The 18,071-nt window shown below is 45.0% G+C and carries 17 protein-coding genes; 11 read left to right on the top strand and 6 right to left on the bottom strand.

The window, feature by feature from the left end; genetic code table 11:
• Nucleotides 1-544: 544 nt before the first annotated feature.
• Together QUA54_RS29355 and QUA54_RS29350 are read right to left on the bottom strand one after the other, a co-directional pair.
• Nucleotides 545-733 (bottom strand): hypothetical protein, encoded by a 189-nt coding sequence (locus QUA54_RS29355; RefSeq protein WP_172186341.1) that lies wholly within the window; start codon nt 731-733, stop codon nt 545-547.
• A gap of 992 nt (nt 734-1,725) precedes the next feature.
• Complete coding sequence (locus tag QUA54_RS29350; RefSeq protein ID WP_333417997.1) at nt 1,726-1,944, bottom strand: hypothetical protein; 219 nt, start codon at nt 1,942-1,944, stop codon at nt 1,726-1,728.
• A gap of 425 nt (nt 1,945-2,369) precedes the next feature.
• Between QUA54_RS29350 and QUA54_RS29345 the strand changes: the two genes are divergently transcribed.
• Both QUA54_RS29345 and QUA54_RS29340 read left to right on the top strand, forming a co-directional pair.
• Nucleotides 2,370-2,567 carry a hypothetical protein gene (locus tag QUA54_RS29345; RefSeq protein WP_333194062.1) on the top strand — a complete coding sequence of 66 codons (198 nt, stop codon included), beginning with the start codon at nt 2,370-2,372 and terminating at the stop codon, nt 2,565-2,567.
• 716 nt (nt 2,568-3,283) lie between these two features.
• Nucleotides 3,284-3,484 carry a hypothetical protein gene (locus QUA54_RS29340; RefSeq protein WP_172186381.1) on the top strand — a complete coding sequence of 67 codons (201 nt, stop codon included), beginning with the start codon at nt 3,284-3,286 and terminating at the stop codon, nt 3,482-3,484.
• A 147-nt stretch (nt 3,485-3,631) separates the two neighbouring features.
• Here QUA54_RS29340 and QUA54_RS29335 read toward each other — a convergent pair whose 3' ends face one another.
• Nucleotides 3,632-4,381, bottom strand: a complete 750-nt coding sequence (locus QUA54_RS29335; protein ID WP_333417995.1) for a pentapeptide repeat-containing protein — start codon at nt 4,379-4,381, stop codon at nt 3,632-3,634.
• Nucleotides 4,382-4,435: 54 nt separating this feature from the next.
• Between QUA54_RS29335 and QUA54_RS29330 the strand changes: the two genes are divergently transcribed.
• A complete protein-coding gene (locus tag QUA54_RS29330) occupies nt 4,436-4,948 on the top strand; it encodes a phosphoribosyltransferase family protein (protein ID WP_333417993.1) in 513 nt (170 codons plus the stop codon).
• 357 nt (nt 4,949-5,305) lie between these two features.
• On the opposite strand, the gene dxr is transcribed toward QUA54_RS29330, so the two are convergent.
• Nucleotides 5,306-6,496: a 1-deoxy-D-xylulose-5-phosphate reductoisomerase gene (dxr, locus tag QUA54_RS29325; protein ID WP_333417991.1), complete on the bottom strand. Its 1,191-nt coding sequence runs from the start codon at nt 6,494-6,496 to the stop codon at nt 5,306-5,308.
• A gap of 127 nt (nt 6,497-6,623) precedes the next feature.
• Between dxr and QUA54_RS29320 the strand changes: the two genes are divergently transcribed.
• Both QUA54_RS29320 and QUA54_RS29315 read left to right on the top strand, forming a co-directional pair.
• Nucleotides 6,624-8,237 carry a DUF2079 domain-containing protein gene (locus tag QUA54_RS29320; RefSeq protein WP_333417999.1) on the top strand — a complete coding sequence of 538 codons (1,614 nt, stop codon included), beginning with the start codon at nt 6,624-6,626 and terminating at the stop codon, nt 8,235-8,237.
• 9 nt (nt 8,238-8,246) lie between these two features.
• Complete coding sequence (locus QUA54_RS29315; protein WP_333417989.1) at nt 8,247-9,683, top strand: DUF2079 domain-containing protein; 1,437 nt, start codon at nt 8,247-8,249, stop codon at nt 9,681-9,683.
• A 162-nt stretch (nt 9,684-9,845) separates the two neighbouring features.
• Here the strand turns inward: QUA54_RS29315 and cas6 are convergent, their stop codons facing one another.
• On the bottom strand, nt 9,846-10,976 hold the full coding sequence (gene cas6, locus QUA54_RS29310) for a CRISPR-associated endoribonuclease Cas6 (protein WP_333417987.1): 1,131 nt from the start codon (nt 10,974-10,976) through the stop codon (nt 9,846-9,848).
• 300 nt (nt 10,977-11,276) lie between these two features.
• Between cas6 and QUA54_RS29305 the strand changes: the two genes are divergently transcribed.
• The 5 genes from QUA54_RS29305 (at nt 11,277) to QUA54_RS29285 (ending at nt 15,130) form a co-directional block, all read left to right on the top strand.
• Nucleotides 11,277-11,639, top strand: a complete 363-nt coding sequence (locus QUA54_RS29305; protein WP_172186333.1) for a ferredoxin-thioredoxin reductase catalytic domain-containing protein — start codon at nt 11,277-11,279, stop codon at nt 11,637-11,639.
• A gap of 147 nt (nt 11,640-11,786) precedes the next feature.
• The gene (locus tag QUA54_RS29300; protein WP_333417985.1) at nt 11,787-12,194 is read left to right on the top strand and encodes a DUF309 domain-containing protein; all 408 of its coding nucleotides are present in this window, start codon (nt 11,787-11,789) and stop codon (nt 12,192-12,194) included.
• Between the two features lie 317 nt (nt 12,195-12,511).
• Complete coding sequence (locus QUA54_RS29295; RefSeq protein ID WP_333417983.1) at nt 12,512-12,982, top strand: LptA/OstA family protein; 471 nt, start codon at nt 12,512-12,514, stop codon at nt 12,980-12,982.
• 171 nt (nt 12,983-13,153) lie between these two features.
• Nucleotides 13,154-13,882 carry an LPS export ABC transporter ATP-binding protein gene (gene lptB / locus QUA54_RS29290; protein ID WP_172186330.1) on the top strand — a complete coding sequence of 243 codons (729 nt, stop codon included), beginning with the start codon at nt 13,154-13,156 and terminating at the stop codon, nt 13,880-13,882.
• An 81-nt stretch (nt 13,883-13,963) separates the two neighbouring features.
• The gene (locus tag QUA54_RS29285) at nt 13,964-15,130 is read left to right on the top strand and encodes an LptF/LptG family permease (protein WP_333185992.1); all 1,167 of its coding nucleotides are present in this window, start codon (nt 13,964-13,966) and stop codon (nt 15,128-15,130) included.
• Nucleotides 15,131-15,352: 222 nt separating this feature from the next.
• Here QUA54_RS29285 and QUA54_RS29280 read toward each other — a convergent pair whose 3' ends face one another.
• Nucleotides 15,353-16,723 (bottom strand): hypothetical protein, encoded by a 1,371-nt coding sequence (locus QUA54_RS29280; protein ID WP_333417981.1) that lies wholly within the window; start codon nt 16,721-16,723, stop codon nt 15,353-15,355.
• A 450-nt stretch (nt 16,724-17,173) separates the two neighbouring features.
• Between QUA54_RS29280 and pgl the strand changes: the two genes are divergently transcribed.
• The gene (pgl, locus tag QUA54_RS29275; protein WP_333417979.1) at nt 17,174-17,893 is read left to right on the top strand and encodes a 6-phosphogluconolactonase; all 720 of its coding nucleotides are present in this window, start codon (nt 17,174-17,176) and stop codon (nt 17,891-17,893) included.
• Nucleotides 17,894-18,071: the final 178 nt, after the last annotated feature.

Here is an 18,071-nt window from a genome sequence, read left to right as displayed (position 1 = left end):
TAATCAGTTACACTAACCAAGGGGTTAGGCTAACCGTCCCTGGATTTTTAATCCATTTAGGTTAAACGAATCGCACAACTAAATTTTAATTATACCCTATTTAAATGTACAACAGCTTAGTGATGGATAGTTTACCTGTTCATCATGTCTAAGCCGTCGAAAGTTTGATTCAATCTGTCGGAGTTCAAGTGAAATGCTTATCTCCCTACTCGCCGAATTTATTTTCCATCGAGTTGTGTTGGTCAAAAATCAAAGTAATTCTCGGTTCTTAAGCAGCTCAAACTTCAAATGTGCTTGATGAAGCGATTACTAAAGCTCTTAATGCTATTACTGATGAAAATGCTTTGAACTGTTTTCATGACTGTCGTCTATTTTTAGAGCCAAATAGATAGTTAATTCTTGTAGTATCTTTGATAGCAAATAGCTGTAAGTAAAAATATTAACTTATCACAAAATATTTTATTGCTAGTTGTTAACTTCGAGCCGCTAATTAACAATTAGCGATTTCCAGGAAATTTGGTTCGGCATTCATAGAAAAGCTCTACTATTTATTCCGATGGTGTGCTTCTAGTTGCGCGGTTGAGGCGTTGGAATTGCTCTGGCTGTCGTACCTGTAGATGTGAGCGTCGCTCTCGAACATATAATTGATGGAAGTAGCTGCATAGTAGCTCAGCGCTAGCAGCGACACTAGATTAAGAATTCTATAAATTGGTTTCTCAGACACTTCGTTCATTTTTACTCCTACTTTTTATGCAAATAGCGAATGTGGATACAGTGACGGCACTTTTTTTTGAGAAGTTCCCAAACCCAAAAATCCAGCACCTCTAAAAATTTCGCTTGCTCGCGTTATACATTCGTGATGCCCGATCGCCCAAAATAAATCGTAGTTGAGATTTGAAACAGTTGTTGCCTATTTCATATTGCAGTCTCTGCTTTTAATTGTCTATCTAACTGCGGTAAGAGTTAGGCAATTTAGGCGCAAACGAACTCTACAATTTGCTTGTAAGAGCTGCTACACTTTTAAAAAATAGAGCTGTAAAAGGTTACAGGGCAAGGTGTCTAGCTTTTTTTAAGGCTAAGCAAGGATTTTACCAAATTCGATTAATGGTGCGCAGTGGCCGGAAGTAATAAAAATTCTTAAGTTGGTCAGCGGAAGGCGAAAATATGTCTGAAGTTATAGTTTTGCCAGCAACAGGCCGTGTTATATTGCAGATTAATTTTGAGCTTGGTTGAGCTGGCAGATAATCTTTGAGTAAAAAATGTTGCGGTCGCTGTCCGACTATTTGTGTCTGACAATTTTGACTCAGCCACACCATTAAATCACGATGTTACAGAAGAAAAGTAGGCGTCAGTCGATTTGATACTTTGCCGTGAGACGTTAGGCGAGAGATTAGTGGAGTCGCGCTCAGTCGAACGATTTGATATTTGAGATTTACTCCACAGATGAATCTGGGAGCTTGAACAAGAGTCTAAAATTTTGGTCGGCTGGCGACTACTCTGGGAAACTTGTATCCGTTTTTGGGCGGGGTCGAAAAGCAGAAGGCAGAATTTGGAGCGGTAAAAAAATACTGTTTTAGGATTCAGGATTTTTATTTAATTCTACCTTATAACTGCATTTTTTTAACCATCAAACAAGATGATTTACTCGCTGCGAGGAGCGATGCACGCCGGATCGTTTAGGACGAGATAACCGACTTTGTTTAAGCCAGTTACTTCCACAATTTATTATAATTCTTGATCGTATTGAGCTGTTTTTACAACAGATTTTTTGCTGGTAATTTGCAAAAGGGATAGGGGCAGAACAACAGGCCAAAACAGAGGACCCATTATTAATGCTATCCAAGAGATCACGTCTTTTTTAGATGTCGCAGTATCATTCCAAAAACTTTTGAACCAAACAATAAAAACGATTAAGGCAATCGAAAAGTAGCTAATCATTATCATTTTTTTACTTGCCTGCCTAGAGATGGGATAGAAGTATTTATAAATATTGTATCTCAGGGTGTGGCTCGCCGATCGCAACTTTAGGCCCTGTGGTGCAAGCTGCAAGTGTCTAAAACCCAAAGTTTCACAGTTCTCCGAGTCCAGAGCCTGGGATGTAGAGGGGACTCACTCCCGCTGTGCAGCGGCGCTGGGGGCTAAAAGTCTTGCGCTCAGGAATTTTCGAGGTTTAGTCAAACCTTGAGGCTACCACCGCAATGACAGCTTATGCGATCGAGGTTTTTGGTTATCTGTGATTTAACTCACGTATACTCGCAGACTTCGGTCACAAATGGAGCTAAGAACGATCGCACAGCTTAGCCGACTGCTATCACCCTACTCTTTTCTCAAATCCTCGATACTACAATAGTCGAGTTCAACGATATTTCATGCAAGCTCTGACTTTAAAATCCGATCGCGCGATCGCTGAACTGTTCTATCAAGTCACCCGTTCAGGCAATCTGACTCGCACTCAAAGCCACGGACTGCCCGCACTCTGCGAAAGCGCTCTCAGCGAAGATGCCCGAGATGCAGTCAACCGCCTGCTTCACGCCATCCGCCGCGGATGGGTCAGGATTTCCGATTAGTCCTATTACACAAGAAGTTGAGATGAGTATTTCTACTTTCTCTCCTGTCAAGCTTTGCCAACAATAAGATTTTCGTGAGCAGGTCGCTGCATTAACCCTCTCCAAAAAAAGTTGTACTGCGATCGAAAAGCTCGAACCCGGTTTCTTGAAGAAGCCGGGATTTTTGATCTGAAGCAGTCAGCAGTCAGTAGCCTGTAGTCAGCAGTTACAGCAATTTTCAGGTTTATGGAGTACGGTTGCAAGGGTTGTCAACTATTTTGGTAAGTGCTTGGGATTAAGGTGTACTCTATTTGCCTGGAATCTGCTGTATTAAGTATATCCACGGAAAAAACCCCACGCCAAGACCTTCGGTAAATGTAACCAAAGGCAGATGTCTCAACAGCGTAAAACTTTTAGATTTAATTAAGTCGATCGATTTAGTTAGCAGTCATTAATTAGCCGTCATTAATCATCTAGATAATAGATAAATATTATTTTATTTGTCAGAGTTTCTTGACAACAAGTATAGATTTGGGAGTGGCCAAAAGCGAGAAATCGGGACGGAGTTTGTGTTTCGAGTTGCAGGGCGAGCGAGAAAACATCCGAGCCCCAAATCCGGCTGACACAAATCACCAATTAAGAGCGAATCGATCACATATAATTGCGTAGTTAAATCACATAAACATTGGGGAAATCAGTCAATACTGTCAAAAGTGAGTTCAAAAAACAAACACATGATGACAACCCAAACGCTTTTACCTCAATTTACTATTGCAGAGCTAGTCTTTCAGGTATATCACTCCGGTCTGCTGACTCCCACTCACCGACAACAGCTCAAGACAGCGCTGTTAAATGACAGTCTTACCGAAGAAGATCAAACAGCCATCAACCGCTTGCTCCACGCAGTTCGCCGCGGCTGGCTGAAAGTTGTAGATTAAACTCGGTTCTAAATTTTTTGCCACTACTCTTTAAATGCACTGTCACTTGAAGGCAGAATTAAATCCCTTAAAAAAATCAGGCATTAGCATAAATGTAGGGTGCGCCACAGGCACCCTGCTGTTTTAACTTCTATTTTCTCAGCTTATTTAGTCAGAGATTGTGCCGTCAGGCATCATGGCCTCTCTCAGATTCGCTTCATCCAAATTTGTCCCGCGCAAAGAAGCTTGATGCAAGTTTGCTCCCCGGAGATTTGCTCCCTTAAGGGAAACTCCGCTCAAATCTGCTTGATGGAGATTTGCACAGCTCAAGTTAGCTCCGCTCAAATCGGCTCCCTTCAAATCAGCTTTTTCCAGATTTGCTTCCGTTAAATTTGCCCAACTCAGATTTGCTTGAGTTAGGTTAGCACGGCTGAGGTCAGCTTGTGTTAAGTTCGCATCGGTTAAATTTGCTTTGCTCAGGTTGATTCCGCAAAGCTTTACTTCTGTCAAGTTTGCACCTTGCAAGTTAGCGTTGACTGCATAAACTTGAATCAAAATTGCCCCCTGAAGGTTTGCATCTCTCATGTCTGCACCCCTGAGACTCGCCCCCGTTAAATCGGCCCCGCTGAAGACGACACTCCGCAAGATGGCTCCGCTCAAATTCGCTCCCACCGCCTCGCATTCGCCAAAATTAGCGGACATGAGGTTGGCTTGAGAGAGGTTGGCTTGGCTGATATCTGCTTGATACAGATTAGCTCTGTAGAGGGTGAGGCCGAGCGAATTTGCACCTTTTAAATTAGCGTGACTCAGGTCAATATCGCGCAAATTTGTCCTTGACATATGAGCACCGCTCAGGTCTGCTTTGTGAAAAACCCGTTCTCCGGCTGCATACCGTCTGAGAAGTTCCTCTGCATCCATGTCATTTTCCCCAAAATAATTAATAATACCTTTGATATTTCAATAATATTAGGAATGAGTAACCTTTACGTTTCTTGGTCTGAGTACCATCGGAAAATTGAGGATTTGGCTGTAAAAATTCAGGAATCTCAGTGGAAATTCGATCGCATTGTCTGTCTGGCGAGGGGAGGGCTGCGGGTTGGAGATACTCTGTCGCGGATTTTCGACAAACCTCTGGCCATTTTAGCTGCCTCGTCCTATGGTGGGGCCGAGGGAAAAGTCCGGGGTGCGATCGAGTTTGCCCGCGATTTGACAATGGTGGGCGATAATTTGGGCAGTCGCATTCTCCTGATTGACGATTTGGTGGATTCGGGAATTAGTTTAGAGCAAGGTATCGCTTGGCTGAAGATTCGCTACGGCGAGGATATTCAGGAAATTCGGACTGCTGTACTCTGGTACAAGGCTTGTTCTGTTGCAAAGCCGGATTATTATGTAGATTATTTGGCTGACAATCCTTGGATTCACCAACCTTTTGAAATGTACGAAAAGATGAGTGCGGCTGATTTGGCGGCAAAAGTTCGGAGTTAGTCTATAAAAGGCTAACATCCGGTCAACTTTTAACATGGTTTGGGCGATATTTTGCACTTTTTGGCATAGTCCGTCAGGGGGGGAAACCCGTGTCTCATAGCTAAAGTCCTCTCAAAGAAAACTAAATATTTATTAAAGTTGGGCAGTCGGTTTCAACTCACATCTTGCACCATTGTCAGCAACAGGCAAGATGCCTGTTCCACAAAGAGTGAATTTTCTTGTGGAACAGGCATCTTGCCTGTTCCTAAAAGGCTTATTGAGAATGGTGCAATATCTCAATTTCAACCAACTTTAGCTATGAGACGGGGTATTAATTCCCCAGCGGACTTGTGGGTAAGTGCAAGTCTGCTGATACAATTAGCGAACCGAAAGAATACGATCGCCCAATTCCATACTCTCTGCCAAAACTTCCTGCCGCGCCCACCGATCCGCGGCCAAAATATCGTCTAAAGCAGGACTTTCACAGTTATCGGCTTGATGTTTGTCGCACGCCTTCTCAATCAACTTCGGAATATCCAAAAACTGAATCTTCTCCTCCAAAAACAGCGCTACCGCCTGTTCGTTGGCCGCATTCAGCACCGCAGGCATCGAACCGCCCGCACGTCCCGCCGCATAAGCCAACTGCATACAAGGATACTTTTCGTGGTCGGGTTCTCGGAAAGTCAAATCCCCAGCTTTTACCAAATCCAGCCGTTCCCAATCTGTATGAATTCGCTCCGGCCAAGACAAAGCGTAAAGCAGCGGCAATCGCATATCCGGCCAGCCCAATTGCGCCAAAACCGATGTATCTTGCAGCTCAATTAACGAGTGAATTATGCTCTGAGGATGGATGACAATATCAATGTCCTCATAATCCATCCCGAACAAGTAATGAGCCTCGATTACTTCTAATCCTTTATTCATCAAAGTAGCAGAATCAATTGTAATTTTCTGCCCCATTGACCAATTTGGATGTTTCAAAGCATCGGCTACTGTTACTCCTGCTAATTTGTCGATCGGCAAATCTCGAAAAGAACCCCCCGAAGCTGTGAGAATAATTCGCCGCAACCCGCCAACCCGAACACCTTGGAGGCATTGAAAAATAGCCGAATGTTCCGAGTCAGCAGGCAATATTTTAACGCCGTATTTTTCGATAAGGGGGTTGACAACGGGGCCCCCTGCGATTAATGTTTCTTTATTCGCTAAGGCGATATCTTTACCTGCTTTGATAGCCGCAATTGTTGGCAGCAAACCGGCACAGCCAACTATGCCGGTGACGACGGCTTGAGCGTCGCCATATTTGGCAACTTCGACAACGCCTGACTCGCCCGCAAGTAAAATAGGTTGAGGGTCGAGATCTGCGATCGCCTCCTTCAATTCCAGCAATTTATCTTCGTCGCAAATCGCGACAATCTCCGGTCTAAACTGGCGAATTTGCTGGGCCAGCAACGTTACATTTTGTCCGGCGGTTAACCCGACAATCCGAAATTGCTCGGGGTATTGAGCTACAATATCCAGAGTCTGAGTGCCGATGGAGCCTGTGGAGCCGAGAAGAGTTATTGCTTTCACAATTGTTTAATGTTTTGTGGGCTATTCTAATATTACGATTGCGGGGATTAAAATTAGCGGTTAACTATTGCGTGGAAAGCACATTCGAGGTAATCATATTTTGAGTGGTCAGTTAGTGCCAGATTTCATGCAGAATAGGGAGAATTTTCCTGATTCTAGTGAGGACATCAGTGTCTCGATCGCCGAAAATATAGAGGAAGGTCGATCGCAGCTACCGTCGAGTTTGGTTTGGGCGATCGCTACTGCTGCGGCAATCTTCTTTTTGTGTAGCAGTTTACGGCACGCTTTATTCCAATCCACTGCTTTCGATTTGGGAATTTTTGACCAAGCAATTTACTTGATCGGCCAAAACCAAACGCCTTTTTCTTCTTTAATGGGGATTCATATTTTGGGCGATCATGCAGCGGTAATCTATTATCCGCTAGCTTTGCTTTACAAAATCTACCCGGATGTGCATTGGCTGCTGTTGGTACAAGCAGTTGCTTTATCCCTGGGGGCTTGGCCTAGCTGGAGTTTAGCGCGTTTGGGAGGTTTAAATCAAGAACAATCCCGTGCGATCGCATTGATTTATTTGCTCTATCCGGTAGTATTTAACATCAATTTATTTGATTTTCATCCGGAAGTAATCGCTTTACCCGCACTTTTGGCAGCAATTTTGGCGGCGCGTTTAAATAAAATTGTGTGGTTTTGTACCGCTATTCTGTTAATTTTGAGTTGCAAGGCGGTTTTGTCCCTAACCGTTGCTGCTATGGGTTTATGGCTGTTTTTTTGCGATAAAAAGCAACGGTGCGGGGCGATCGCACTTTTGCTCGGTGCAGCTTGGTTTTTGATAGCTTCCCAGAAAATCATCCCCTTTTTTAGCGGAAACGAAGTCGCTGGAGTCGGGCGCTACAGCTATTTAGGAAAATCCGTACTAGAAATCATCATCAATCTCATATTAAAACCACAGTTAGTATTAGGAAAAATCCTTTCATTCGATACATTCAAATATTTATTTCTCCTCACCTTACCTGTGATTTGGCTGCTATTGCCATTCTCGGGCAAACTACGGATACAATATCTAACAGCGCTAATTCCTGCCATCCCTACCCTGCTCATCAATATTCTCTCTGACTTGCCTTTTCAACGCAGCTTAGCCTATCAGTATTCAGTGCCTGTAATTCCCTTTTTATTGTTAGCAGCTATCGCGAAGGAAGAAACAAGGAAGAGGGAAGCAATAAGAGAAAACAAGGAAGAGGATAAAGCAAATAAGCAACTGTTTTTCACATCTGTAAATTTGCCCAAATTTTACTCTAGCAAATTTGCAAATTTACCATTTAAGAATTTCCGACTTCCTCAACTCAGGCTGGGGCTTCAATTGCCGAGAATCATGATAATTTGGTCGTTAATAATTTTCCTATTTCTGGGCGAATATAAAGATTTTTATCTGTACCTAAATAGACTAGATACCTGGCAAGCTACACGCGAAGCAGTCGCGCAAGTTCAACCCCAAAGCAGTATTTTAACAGATAATAGACTTGGCCCTCACTTTGCCCACCGCCCAATAGTAAAATTGCTTTCACAAATTTCGCCCCAAACAAATTTAGCTGAATTTCAATACATATTATTAAACCTGCGCCATCCCTGGCCTGATACTGAAAAACTTGGTAATACCTTAGCAAATCAACTTAAAAAATCTCGCGATTTTCACTTAACTTATCAAAAAAACGAAGTTCTGCTATTTAAACGAATCGCTGATTAAACCAATAAAATGCTAACTTTAAAATCCCTAAAATCTCATCCAGTATTTTTAATGATTGTCGTGACAACGATAGTCTTATTTACCGCCAGCAGCGCGCGGCACGCTTTGTTTCAGTCAACTGCATTCGACTTAGCAATTTTTGACCAAGCAATTTATTTAATCTCCCAAAATCAAACGCCCTTTTCCTCTTTAATGGCAATAAATATTTGGGGCGATCACGCCGCTTTTATTTTCTATCCACTAGCTTTACTTTACAAAATATATCCCGATGTTCACTGGCTTTTTTTAGTGCAAGCTGTTTCCCTAGCTTTAGGCGCTTGGCCGACTTGGAGTTTGGCACGTCAAGCGGGATTAAACGAACGAAAAGCAATTGCAATTTCAGCCGTATATCTGCTTTATCCCGCAGTATTTAATGTCAATCTCTTCGACTTCCACCCAGAAGTAATTGCTTTGCCAGCACTGCTAGCAGCAATCTTAGCCGCAAGGCTGAATAAAACCTTGTGGTTTTGTGCTGCTATTGTATTAGTTTTGAGCTGCAAAGCCGTGCTATCTTTAACTGTGGCTGCGATGGGTTTGTGGCTGTTGTGTTTTGACAAAAAACGCAATTGTGGGCTCATAGCTCTCTTTCTAGGCGCGGGTTGGTTCCTGGTAGCTACTCAGGCAGTTATACCGTATTTTAATCAGGGAAGAGAACACGCGGGAATCGGGCGATATCAATATTTGGGAAACTCGGTTTTGGAAATTGCTATTAATTTAATAGTGAAACCCAATCTAGTTTTAGGGCGTTTGTTTTCTTTAGATACTTTTGAATATTTAGCTTTATTGGTATTACCTATAATTTGGTGGCTGTCTCCGCGTCATCTGTCATCTTTAATTAGTGCTGTGCCAATGTTGGCGATGAATATTCTTTCCGACATCCCCGCTCAGCGGGATTTAATTCATCAATATTCTGTGCCGATATTGCCGTTTTTGTTGGTTGCCGTAATTTCCAGTTTAGCAGATAGCAATCAGCAAAAGGGAAAGACAATATTTGATAGATTGCCCCTTCCTAACTATTCATTGCCTAGAGTCATTGTAATTTGGTCGTTGATTGCTTTCTTAGCTTTAGCGAAATACGGCTATTTTTGGACTATTTATTTAAATGGGCTGGACACTTTGCCAGCTACCAAAGCAGCAATTTCTCTTGTTGAAACCAAAGGCAGTGTTTTAACAAATGCTCAGATTGCTCCGCATTTAGCGCACCGCCCTGTCGTCAAAATAACTCTGGCTAACGCGCCGCCTGCCAATCTCGCAGAATTTGATTATGTATTGCTGAACCTCAGATATCCTGGCTGGATGAGCGATCGAGCGTTTGTGCAAAACCTTATAACTAAACTAAAAAACAACCCTCAATTTAAACTCAAATATCAGCGAGACGACATATACCTATTTACTAAGAGTCATTAGTCAGCAGTCGTCAGTCATTAGTCAATTAGTCAGTAGTCAGTAGTTATCACTCATCATTCAGCAGTCAACAGTCAACAGTCAGCAGTCATCATTCAGCAGTCAACAGTCAACAGTCAACAGTCAGCAGTCATCATTCAACAGTCAACAGTCAACTAATTCGCGCTAATCCTCCACTTTCAAAGCCCTTCTTGCCAACTTCACATAAGTTTTCACAGTTTCATAAGGCATTTCCAAATCAGCAGCAATATCAAACAAAGATTCCCCCAATTCCCGGCGCGCCAAAATCGTCGCCCAAGTTTCAGCAATCTCAGCAGCGCGACTTCCGCCTGTACGCTTTCTGTGCGCCATAAACTTCTGTGTCAATTCATCTATTCGCGCCGCCAATACGCTTTGTATCGACACTTCAGGTAGCGCTTCTGTCAACCATTGTGCTCGCGTTTGTCCTAATCCAAAAGTTGTTTTGTGGCCAGTGCCGCAATAAGGCGCTAACCGCCCCAAAGCATAAAATAATTGTACAAAATCAGGGCGATTGTGAGCCGATCGCCCTAGCCCAAATTCCACAGCCCCAGTGAACCCCGTTACCATGCCTTTTTTGCCGGCCGCTACCTTTTGCGACTCCAATTTGTGGCGGCTAATAATTGCATTTTCATCAATCCAATTCAAAAATTCTGCCTGGTCAAAATTTACCCCCGAAAAGTTATTCCAGCGGCGCAAATAGCTGTGAAAAACATTTTCGGGAACTGGCAAAGGGAAGTGATGGCCTTTGCTACGAAAGCTTGTAGGAGTCACAAAACTAAGTTTGATGGTGGGCGAAAAGGGGGGTTCTGCTGTTAATAATTGCTGGTAAGTTGTGGGAGCAAAAGCAATATCCCAAGAGCGAATTAGCAGCGGAGCATTTCGCAAATCTATCTCTTCGGGCAAATTTTGCAACCACTGACTCAGCCACTGCACTACTCGCTTTGAAAGTCCTGTTACGTACCAGCGATAAATTCGATCGCCCAAAAGCTGAAATTCTCTGCCACCGGGGAGCAAATCACCTTCCAATCCCGAAATAGTAAAGGCTTTTTCGGACTGTTCATCGTGCAAAAGTTGCGATAAATCCGGATCGGTTTGCTGTACTTGACCTAAAAACCAAGCGTGCAAACCTATAGCATACTGCGCGTACAGATAGCTAGCAGCGCCGGGAGTCAATTCAAACACTAATCCGACTAACTCGGTGTCAGCCGGCCAAATCAGCCCAGAGGGAGGAGATTTTTTGCTGCGGGTGCGGGTGCGGTTCGGGGAAGTTGCCATCTGATGCCACTAACAGGGACAGGGCTGTGCTATCTTATCCGATTTTTATCCCCTTTGGGGGATGATTGTGGAGGGCGATCGATCGCCAAAATCTTTTGGCAGCTCCAAAAACCCGGTCTGCCACAAGTTTCCCGCACCCTCCGGGATAGACAAAAACCACTAAAAAACCAACAACCTAAAACTCAATGTTTGTCAAGGTTTTCTTCCTTGTAAGTAAACAGAAATGTACAAGTGTTTAAAATCACATTCTGCGCTACAATTGTCAAAAGCTCGTAGCATCCCCAACTCCGATCCTAAACTATGAACACAACAGAAAAATCTAAACTCTCCAACGAAAAAACTTTGGAGGCGATGAAGAATTTCTCCGAAACCTACGCCAAGCGAACGGGAACATACTTTTGTTCCGAGCCTTCCGTCACTGCTGTCGTGATAGAAGGACTAGCAAAACACAAGGATGAACTAGGTGCTCCCTTATGCCCTTGTCGCCATTACGAAGATAAAGAAGCTGAAGTAAAAGCCGCCTACTGGAACTGTCCCTGCATTCCCATGCGCGAGCGCAAAGAGTGTCACTGTATGTTATTTCTGACGCCAGATAACGATTTCGCTGGAACTAATCAGGAAATTGGAATGGATCAGATTCAAGCTGTCAGAGACACTATGTAATCGGTTAAGTAGGCGGTCGTGAAATGGCAGGAGTTTTGAAAACAGGTCGTTGTTTTTCCTATTTTTAAGACTAAGCTATTTAAAAGAAATCGATCGCCGCCTACTCAAAGACGCATCCGCCCTCGAAAATCCCGAATCTCCAATCGAATGATAGAGGAAATCCCAGTCGAATTTTGGCAAGGTATCGAACAGTTTAACAGCCAAGAATTTTACGCTTGTCACGATACTTTAGAGGCTTTGTGGATGGAAGCCGGCGAGCCGGAAAAAAGGTTTTATCAGGGAACATTGCAAATTGCGGTCGCGCTTTATCACTTAGGAAATCAAAACTGGCGCGGTGCGGTAATCTTGCTGGGAGAAGGAATAAATCGGCTCAGTTATTATCAGCCGAGTTATGCCGGAATTGCCGTTGAAGAGTTGCTCGGACAAAGTGCTAAACTTTTGAGCGCTTTGCAACAAGCTGGCCCGGAAGAAGTAGCTAAATTTGTACCGTTGTTCGCAGGTAGAGAAGTCGCAGGCTTACAATTGCCGCGAATTATCAAAGTACCAAAAAGTTAAATAAAGGTTAAATAAATGTTGGTATTAGGGTGTGCAGCAGACTTGGCCTTTACACAGAGGAGGGCTGGCTTTCTTGCCCGCTGTACAAGCAGATTGATTTGCTGTGGAACGAGCATCTTGCCGGTTCTCGGTTAAGACAGTTGCAGCCACTCAGCAAAATAGCCAATTAAATTCGCTGTTGTCTTGCTAGGATAATTGGTTGAGACTCTCGGGTCAATCGATCGACAAGCGCGAAAATCTTTCTGGCCGTTAAGATAAAATACCTAACTGGAGATCGTACCCTTCAGCAATTTCACAAATTTTGAGGCTCCAAGCTTATGATGCCCTCCGCTAAACTACTCAATTCCCGAATATTCAAAGGATTATCGCTGCTTTTGCCCCTCACTCTGGCAGGCGCGATAGCCTCTCCCACCTACCCGCAAGCCGCGCCGCCCCGCACTCTCAGCGTGCGATCGGACATTCAAGAAGCCGACTCCAAAACCGGCATCGTGACAGCCCGCGGCAACGTCCAAATCAACTATCCAGCCCGCCAAATACAAGCAACTGCTGCTCAAGCTCAATATTTCAGCCGCGAGCGCCGGATCATTCTCAGCGGAGATGTTTACGTATTGCAGCAGGGCAACAGTCTGCGCGGCGAAACCATAACATACCTCATCGACGAAGGGCGGTTTATTGCCCTGCCAGACAACCCAGGGCAGGTAGAATCTGTCTATCTGGTTGCCCCGGAACAAGATGCGGCAGCCCAAAATGCAGTGGGCTCCCCACGTCCAACTACAGCCCCCCGGTAACAGTGGCTCGCAGCAGCGAAATTTCGCCTCAGCCAAAACATACTACTTGGGATAGATGCGAAATTTCGTCTTTATAAAACTAACAAAATTGAAAAGGTAAAATTTAAATTAGAGACTCATCGCACAAACCCGCAGTCTGAAATTTAGCTTGTAGAGGTTGCCTCGGCGAAAATGAAAATTGTACTCGAAAATATTCACAAATCTTACGGAAAACGCAATGTAGTCAGTCGCGTCAATCTTTCGGTAAGCCAAGGAGAAATCGTAGGACTGCTCGGCCCCAACGGTGCCGGCAAAACCACAACATTTTACATAGCAACCGGATTAGAAAAACCAAATCAAGGCACTGTTTGGCTAAACGATTTAGACATCACTAAATTGGCGATGCACCAGCGAGCGCATTTGGGAATTGGCTATCTCGCTCAAGAAGCAAGCATTTTCCGGAACATGAGCGTGCGCGACAACATTTTGTTAGTCCTAGAACAAACTCAAGTGCCGCGCTGGGAATGGCGCGATCGAGTCGATTTCCTATTGCAAGAATTTCGCTTGGAAAAAATAGCATCCAGTTTGGGAATTCAAATATCGGGGGGAGAAAGGCGGCGGACTGAACTAGCCAGAGCATTAGCCGCAGGGCGAGACGGGCCCATGTTCCTATTTTTAGACGAACCGTTTGCAGGCGTCGATCCGATCGCCGTAGACGAAATTCAAACCATTATTGCCAAACTGCGCGATCGCAAAATCGGCATCCTCATCACCGATCACAACGTCCGAGAAACCCTTGAAATTACCGATCGAGCCTACATCATGCGAGACGGCCAAATTTTAGCCTCCGGGGCTGAAGAAGAACTCTACAGCAACCCTTTAGTGCGGCAGTATTACTTGGGCGACAGCTTCGTGCGATAGTCTTTTGAATGCATTCGGCAAACGGTCGAATTTGAGATTTTAGATGTTAGATTGAGGAGCAATCTGCGACAACGCGCCACTATGAAAATAGCAATATCCAATTCTTTGAATCCCATCAACTGGCTGCCGAGAATTTCAGTAATGGACTGGTACATTACCAAAGAACTAATCGGGCCATTTCTCTTTGGCGTCGGACTCTTTACATCCGTCGCCGTCACAGTTGGAGCCTTATTTGAATTAGTCCGCAGAGTAACAGAATCCGGCCTCCCCTACGGCGCAGCCCTAGAAATTTTTCTGCTGCAAATTCCCTACTTCGTAGTATTGGCTTTCCCGATGTCAATGCTGCTAGCAACCTTAATGGCCTACAGCCGAATGTCCAGCGACAGCGAACTCATCGCCCTCCGCAGTTGCGGAGTTAGCGTTTACCGATTAATACTGCCCGCAGTGATTATGAGTTTAATTGTTGCCGGCTTCACCTTTGGTTTGCAAGAGTTAGTCGTACCCGCCGCCAGCTACAGAGCTACTCTGACTTTAGACAGAGCCCTGAAGCGAGAAAAACCGACATTTCAAGATAGAAATATTATCTACACAGAATTTCGCAAACCAGAAAAAGGTGGCGACGAAACCCTGGCCCGCTTTTTTTATGCAGAACAATTTGACGGCCAGCGAATGAAAGGTTTAACAATTATCGATCGCTCCACCCCAGGCCTCAATCAAATCGTTTCTTCAGAATCCGCTACTTGGAATCCCTCAGAAAATACCTGGGATTTTTTCAACGGAACCGCTTATATAGTAGCTCCTGATGGCTCTTACCGCAATATAGTTAGGTTTCAACACCAGCAGTTGCAACTCCCCCGCACGCCCTTAGATTTAGCTGCGAGAGTCCGGGATTTCAAGGAAATGAACATTGCCCAAGCTGTAGAGCGTTTGGATATCATTAAGAACAGCGGTGACGAACCGCAAATTCGCAAATTAAAGGTGCGAATTCAAGAAAAATATGCTTTTCCTTTCGTGTGCATGGTATTTGGTTTAGTGGGAGCAGCTTTGGGAACTCAACCGCGCCGCTCCGGCAGAGGAACGAGTTTTGGTATTAGCGTAGTTGTGATTTTTGCTTACTACGTATTTTCTTTCATCACCAGTTCTATGGGTGTGAAAGCTGTTTTGACTCCAATTCTGTCGGCTTGGCTGCCGATAATGTTTGGCTTGGGAATCGGAGGATTGTTGTTGGTGCGGGCAGCCTCCAGGTAAGTTTTACCAATAACATTAGGAATGGGTAATTGGGAACTTGTACTGCCCTTCGACTTCGCTCAGGAACCGCCTAGCCTAAGTATTGGGAATTGATATAAGCTGTCGGGCATCTTGCGTTGTATTTTTCTGGTGGGCGGGACACCCCACCAGAATGTCATCAAACTTGACTGTAAAATTAAGATGCCCGACAGCTTATCGTTTTTGTTGCCGAACTTCCTTCATTTAAGGATTAGAAAAAGTATTGATTTCGCCGCCGCCAATGTAGCGTCCCGGAGCCAGGGAGCGGGGTGTAGCAAAAGTTTGAGGTTGAATGGGCTGCACGCCCTGATTTGTATTTTGGGGAACAACTCCAAAGTTAGGCTGATCCGGCAAGTTAAGCTGACTTTGTGGAGCTGTTTGAAATTGAGAATTCGCTGAATTTGGAGAGAATTGAGGGCTAATTATCTTGCTTCCCCCGATCGTACTCGGAAAGGGGGATTGACCGACATTGGGAAGTAAAGGTGTTGGCGAAGGTATGGCTACTGGAAGTGCAGCAGGTTGAACTTCAGGTGCGAAGCCGGAACCAGATAAATTAGTTTGGTAGGGATTTTTCGGCAAAGCCACCGTTGCAGCCCCTGCATTAATTTCGGGGAGGTTCGGTACTCTGGAATTTAACCCAGGAAATGATTCAGGGACTGTAGCTGTCGGCTTTAAGAATTCTTGAGATTCCTCGATCGCAGTATTTGTCGGAGTCACAACTGGGGGAAGTGCTGCGGGAACATTCACAGGATTTGCTCCAGCTTGAGCTGTAGCGGTAGTTGGGAGCAAATTTGCCGCATTTGCCGCATTTGCCGCAGCCGAAGCCGGTCGATCGAGCAATTTTGCCGAGTCTGCTGTTTTCTGAGCCGCAGCCGCCGTTGCTGCTGTGTTAGCAACGACGTATTTTTTCATAGCTGCTTGCAGCGGACTCAAAGGAAGAGAATTTTCGTTTTGTTTGCCTGAATTAGCACCACTCGACGCCTGCGATAAAGTTGATGTCGCTGTATCCCTAGACTCAGGCTCGATCGTTTTTATTGCGGAAATGGGTTCCCCACTGCCAGATAAACTCAAAGCTGATGTCGCGTTTGAACTTGCCAAGCTAGAATTTTGCGGGTTATTGTTTGCGGCCCCGACAGCAGGATTTGCTGCTAAATTTGGCAAGGGCAATAATCTGTTTCTTGCCACCTGCTTGGAGGCTGAAGATGGCTGAGGAATTACTAAGCCCCGATCGCGAATTTCCTCAAATAAACCTTGGCTTTTGACTACTGATGAATTTAACAAACCGAACTCTGAATTAGAGCGATTTAACTGATTGACTAGCACTGGTAAGCTGTCGATTTCAGCCGCAATGGCGCTATCTTCCGCAGACAGCCCCGGCAGCGAAGCTGCATTGTTTGAGGCTGCTTCTTCTTCGCCATCTATGCTCAACCTTTCTGGATGTACAGAGACCTCCCAGATAAATACCCCCCCCGCACACAGCACCGCTAACGGTGCCCAAACCGCCGGTTGCGACCAGTGGCGCAACCGCGCTATCAGATAGCGGACAGATGTAGGAAATCGCTTAAAACTTGACATAGTTTTGCTTCCATCCGAGCGTGCGGATTTAAAACTATTTTTCCTACTCTACCACATCAATCTTGATTATTTTTGCTGTCCCTGGGTAAGTGCGATCGGGAGCATCTCCGTTGTGCTTTTACTGTCCGTGTGCCATCGTCTCGCTATATGTATGTACTTTGCTGTGCGGGAACACTCCCAAAAAACGATTTTTACTCTCTGCAGAGATGCTTTCAGTGCGATCGGACTTTTGATTGAAAGTTGCGAAATCAATGCAACAGATGAAAATCCATAACGCACTGGTAGAAATATGTCTTGCTTTCCTCAATCAAGGGGCATAAGATGATAAAATTCGAGGGGACATGGTGTTGAGCCTGCAAGACGTGTCAGCCGATCGACCTCAAAGCAAAATGTTAAGGCAAAATTGACAATTGCTCAGAACAACACCCAAGGAAAGTTGAGAGGAAATTAATGAAAAAAATAGTAGAAGTATTAGCAAATCGGGAAGAATTAATAGATCGATCGCTTGAGATTGTCCTGTCAAAAATCTCCGCAGCCATAGCAGAACGCGGAGTTTGTACGATCGCCGCAGCGGGCGGAAGCACACCAGAACCGCTTTACAGAGCGATCGCAGCCCAAGATCTCCCTTGGGACAAAATTCACGTTTTCTGGGGCGACGAACGCTACGTTCCCCCAGAACACCCAGACAGCAATCAAAAAATGGCGCGCCTAGCCTGGCTCGATCGAGTAAATATCCCCGCCAGCAACATCCACCCCATGCCCACAGGCGCCGGCGACCCCGCAGACGACGCTTCGGCGCACCAAACCGAATTGCAGCAGTTCTTCAAAGTATCCGACGGCGAGTTTCCTGCTTTCGACATCATTCTATTGGGCATAGGGGACGACGGCCACACAGCCTCTCTATTTCCCGGCACAGCAGCCTTGCAAGTCCGCGACGCCCTAGTAACTGTCGGCAACAAAGACGGTCAACCCCGCATCACCTTTACAGTCCCCTTAATCAACCGCGCCCGGTGCGTCCTCTTCATGGTCGCAGGAGCCAGCAAACAACCTGCCCTAGCTCAAATTTTTGCCCCCGCAGCCGATGGAATGACCTATCCAGCCAGACTCGTTCAACCAGAGGGCGAACTTTGGTGGCTGCTCGATGCGGCTGCTGGCGAAGCAGTAAAATAGCAGATATATCCGCCCACTGCCAACACAGTCAGCAGTATCACTAACTAAATCTTCCCCATCACCGCCAACCTCACGGCGTCAGCTCAGTTGCTAGTATTAGCGAAGCAATATAAGAATTGTGGCGGTTAAAGTTAAAATTTGACCATATACACGACTATTTTTATGAGGCTGATTTGAA

The sequence above is a fragment of the Microcoleus sp. MOSTC5 genome (assembly GCF_036701825.1).
GTDB lineage: Bacteria > Cyanobacteriota > Cyanobacteriia > Cyanobacteriales > Microcoleaceae > Microcoleus > Microcoleus asticus.
The sequence above is the reverse complement of the archived record's forward strand: the minus strand, read 5'-3'. Positions and strand labels throughout refer to the sequence as shown.

Bases quoted from the DNA above. Each gene is read 5' to 3' on its own strand.
- QUA54_RS29305 (WP_172186333.1), top strand. From the start codon at position 11,277: ATGAACACAACAGAAAAATCTAAACTCTCCAACGAAAAAACTTTGGAG.
- QUA54_RS29280 (WP_333417981.1), bottom strand. From the start codon at position 16,723: ATGTCAAGTTTTAAGCGATTTCCTACATCTGTCCGCTATCTGATAGCG.
- QUA54_RS29285 (WP_333185992.1), top strand. From the start codon at position 13,964: ATGAAAATAGCAATATCCAATTCTTTGAATCCCATCAACTGGCTGCCG.
- pgl (WP_333417979.1), top strand. From the start codon at position 17,174: ATGAAAAAAATAGTAGAAGTATTAGCAAATCGGGAAGAATTAATAGAT.
- QUA54_RS29350 (WP_333417997.1), bottom strand. From the start codon at position 1,944: ATGATAATGATTAGCTACTTTTCGATTGCCTTAATCGTTTTTATTGTT.
- QUA54_RS29355 (WP_172186341.1), bottom strand. From the start codon at position 733: ATGAACGAAGTGTCTGAGAAACCAATTTATAGAATTCTTAATCTAGTG.
- QUA54_RS29300 (WP_333417985.1), top strand. From the start codon at position 11,787: ATGATAGAGGAAATCCCAGTCGAATTTTGGCAAGGTATCGAACAGTTT.
- QUA54_RS29320 (WP_333417999.1), top strand. From the start codon at position 6,624: ATGCAGAATAGGGAGAATTTTCCTGATTCTAGTGAGGACATCAGTGTC.
- QUA54_RS29340 (WP_172186381.1), top strand. From the start codon at position 3,284: ATGACAACCCAAACGCTTTTACCTCAATTTACTATTGCAGAGCTAGTC.
- QUA54_RS29315 (WP_333417989.1), top strand. From the start codon at position 8,247: ATGCTAACTTTAAAATCCCTAAAATCTCATCCAGTATTTTTAATGATT.
- QUA54_RS29335 (WP_333417995.1), bottom strand. From the start codon at position 4,381: ATGGATGCAGAGGAACTTCTCAGACGGTATGCAGCCGGAGAACGGGTT.
- QUA54_RS29330 (WP_333417993.1), top strand. From the start codon at position 4,436: ATGAGTAACCTTTACGTTTCTTGGTCTGAGTACCATCGGAAAATTGAG.
- lptB (WP_172186330.1), top strand. From the start codon at position 13,154: ATGAAAATTGTACTCGAAAATATTCACAAATCTTACGGAAAACGCAAT.
- QUA54_RS29295 (WP_333417983.1), top strand. From the start codon at position 12,512: ATGATGCCCTCCGCTAAACTACTCAATTCCCGAATATTCAAAGGATTA.
- cas6 (WP_333417987.1), bottom strand. From the start codon at position 10,976: ATGGCAACTTCCCCGAACCGCACCCGCACCCGCAGCAAAAAATCTCCT.
- QUA54_RS29345 (WP_333194062.1), top strand. From the start codon at position 2,370: ATGCAAGCTCTGACTTTAAAATCCGATCGCGCGATCGCTGAACTGTTC.